We start from the raw sequence: 2,582 nt of genomic DNA, 5'->3' as shown, positions 1-2,582 counted from the left end.
AATTAATGCTTTAACTGTCTCTACATGATTTTGGTACGTCGCTGCAAGGACAGGCGTTTCTCCGTTGTCACCTTCTACGTTTATATTCGCTCCATCCTGAATCAACTTCATAGCTGTCTCTGTGTCTCCAAGAGTAGCTGAAAGTAACAACTGTTTGTCCATTAAATTTATACTTTTCTCTTCTTTAGATTCTTCCTGTTCTTTATGCTTCTCTTTTTTCTTTTCATTTTTCACATGAACCGGTTTCGATTCTGGTTCTTCTTGCTTATCGCAAGCCACTACCGTCATTAAAAGTCCTAATAAAATACATAATAAAATTTTTTGTTTTCTCACAACTACAGCTCCTATGAAAGATAATGTTTTCTTAACCATTCCTCCATCACATACAATAACTCTTCTTGAGTACATTTATCCATAAGCCCTTTAGATTCCTTCTTTAATCAGATTATCTTAAGCTTATACTATGTTTCTCAACCTATTGAAATGATACGCCTGATGGCCCCATCATTAACATTATGAAGCAATTAGTTTAGCACGTTTTTACCGCATTTGTATACATTTCTAAAAAGTACATAAAGTGAAACTTTAATTAGTGGGGGTTTTGTTCATCCACCACTAATTATTAGCCCACACCAATCGGGCTTTTACGGGCAGTTGATCTCCACCTAAATTCTTTGCTTTCACTAAATTTTGAGGTGGGGATCTTACTGCCCGTTAATGCGGGATAAATGATTGCTTTAGGTTACTATATTCCATTGTAACCGTTCTTCTAAAAATTTTACACCTTTTCTATATTTGCACCTGAGTAATAATAGAAAAAGACAACTATATAGTTGTCTTTTTCTATTATTAATGATGTCCACCATGATTTCCTGCTTTCGGTTTCCCCATCATCTCTTTATTCATTTCCCATTTATGCTCTGCTAGCTCTTTATACGAAAGAACTTTCCCCTTATAGTTAGATACAAAGCTCTCTGCATCTTTTTTATTTTTAAATGAAATGACATTATAAGCCATCGGTGTCGTTATTGTTTTATCATATACGTAAGTAGCGTCTTCTAACGAAATCCAATCTTTCGAATCATAATCTCGAACAAATTTCTCTTTCGTCTTTTCATCTGAGTTGATCTCCATCCATTTATACATACAACCGATATCATCAAACTTTAACGCTTTTCCATTTTCTAAAATAATTTCTGTTGCAAATTGATTATCTGTTACCCCAATTTGACAAATATCACATTTATCATGTTTCTCATCAATGGCAACAGCTGCTGTTTCCTTTTTCCCACACCCGACTACTGTAAATATGAAACATAAACATATAGCAAGTACAACATATTTTACTTTCATCAATATTCCTCCCTAGAAACCGTATACTTCACGAAAAGAATACCAAAAGGTTGTGTGAGATTTGTGAAAAAACAATGTGCTTTTTGTAATATAGGAAACAAAAAAAGATGTGTAGTTATTTCTACACATCTCTCATCACTCGCAGCCTGTAATTAACAAATCATCTTCTAACTTAACTAATAATGTATCCGCACTAATTTCCTGTCCAACTTCTACATTTACCAATCTTATATTTCCACTAATCCCGACTGCAATTTTTTTTAGCTCACCGTCATTTTTTCGGATCATCAGTAATTTTTCCCATTCATATACGTAAGAAGATTCATTAATAAAAATCTCCTCTACTTTTCCTTCATAAGAGCTATAAATCTCTTCAATTCTCGTTTTCATATAACATCTACTCCCTATTTCACACTTCACTATTTTCATCTTATTCTACCATTCTTACGAGGAGCAGCTTACTTTTTAAAAATTCAAATTAACTACCGTGAACAAAATGAACAAAATAAAAATTATGCTTCTAATGATGTTATTTTTCAAATTATTTACCATTTGAATAGATGCTTTTATTATAAATAAAAAACCTTTTTCTGAATTTTTATTCTATTTTGAAAGCGCAATCATTCTTTTGAGGGGGAAATTACATGTTAGCACTACTTGGATTTGCGATGGTATTTGTCTTTATGTTTTTAATTATGACGAAACGTATGTCAGCGCTAGTAGCATTAATATTAATTCCGAGTGTTTTTGCATTAATTGGCGGATTCTATGCCAATATGGGGCCTATGATGTTAGAGGGAATTCAAAAATTAGCACCTACTGGTATTATGCTTATGTTCGCTATTTTATATTTTGGGATTATGATTGATAGCGGTTTATTCGATCCTGTCATTAGTAAGATTTTAAAATTTGTAAAAGGAGATCCTTTAAAAATCGTTGTCGGAACGGCTATATTGACTATTATCGTTTCTCTAGATGGTGACGGTACAACAACATACATGATTACAGTTTCCGCAATGTATCCACTATATAAGCGCCTTGGAATGAACCCCCTCATATTAGCTGGAGTTGTTATGTTAGGGGCGGGGGTAACAAATCTTACACCTTGGGGTGGACCCACAGCTCGTGTTATGAGCGCACTTGGGCTTGATGCTTCCGAATTATTTACACCTCTTATTCCAGGAATGATTACTGGTGCAATTTGGGTTGTTTTCGTTGCCTACTATCTT

The 2,582-nt window shown here is 33.8% G+C and carries 4 protein-coding genes; 1 reads left to right on the top strand and 3 read right to left on the bottom strand.

Features of this window, described 5'->3' with window-relative positions:
• The 3 genes from MR160_RS33390 to MR160_RS33380 all read right to left on the bottom strand — a co-directional run.
• Positions 1-408: ankyrin repeat domain-containing protein (locus MR160_RS33390; RefSeq protein WP_242299191.1), on the bottom strand; the 408-nt coding region annotated here is incomplete at its 3' end.
• 441 nt (positions 409-849) lie between these two features.
• A complete protein-coding gene (locus MR160_RS33385; protein ID WP_000865661.1) occupies positions 850-1,353 on the bottom strand; it encodes a nitrous oxide reductase accessory protein NosL in 504 nt (167 codons plus the stop codon).
• Between the two features lie 135 nt (positions 1,354-1,488).
• Entirely contained in the window at positions 1,489-1,743 is a 255-nt protein-coding gene (locus MR160_RS33380; protein ID WP_000857376.1) for a hypothetical protein, read from the bottom strand.
• 254 nt (positions 1,744-1,997) lie between these two features.
• Between MR160_RS33380 and MR160_RS33375 the strand changes: the two genes are divergently transcribed.
• A partial coding sequence (locus MR160_RS33375) for a citrate:proton symporter (protein WP_242299190.1) occupies positions 1,998-2,582 on the top strand: 585 nt, incomplete at its 3' end.

It is taken from the genome of Bacillus cereus group sp. BfR-BA-01382, from assembly GCF_022663475.1.
GTDB lineage: Bacteria > Bacillota > Bacilli > Bacillales > Bacillaceae_G > Bacillus_A > Bacillus_A thuringiensis_S.
This window is presented reverse-complemented; position numbering and strand designations above follow the sequence as displayed.

What these genes read in the sequence shown, in the direction of transcription:
- MR160_RS33380 (WP_000857376.1), bottom strand. Translation starts at nt 1,743, where the DNA reads ATGAAAACGAGAATTGAAGAGATTTATAGCTCTTATGAAGGAAAAGTA.
- MR160_RS33385 (WP_000865661.1), bottom strand. Translation starts at nt 1,353, where the DNA reads ATGAAAGTAAAATATGTTGTACTTGCTATATGTTTATGTTTCATATTT.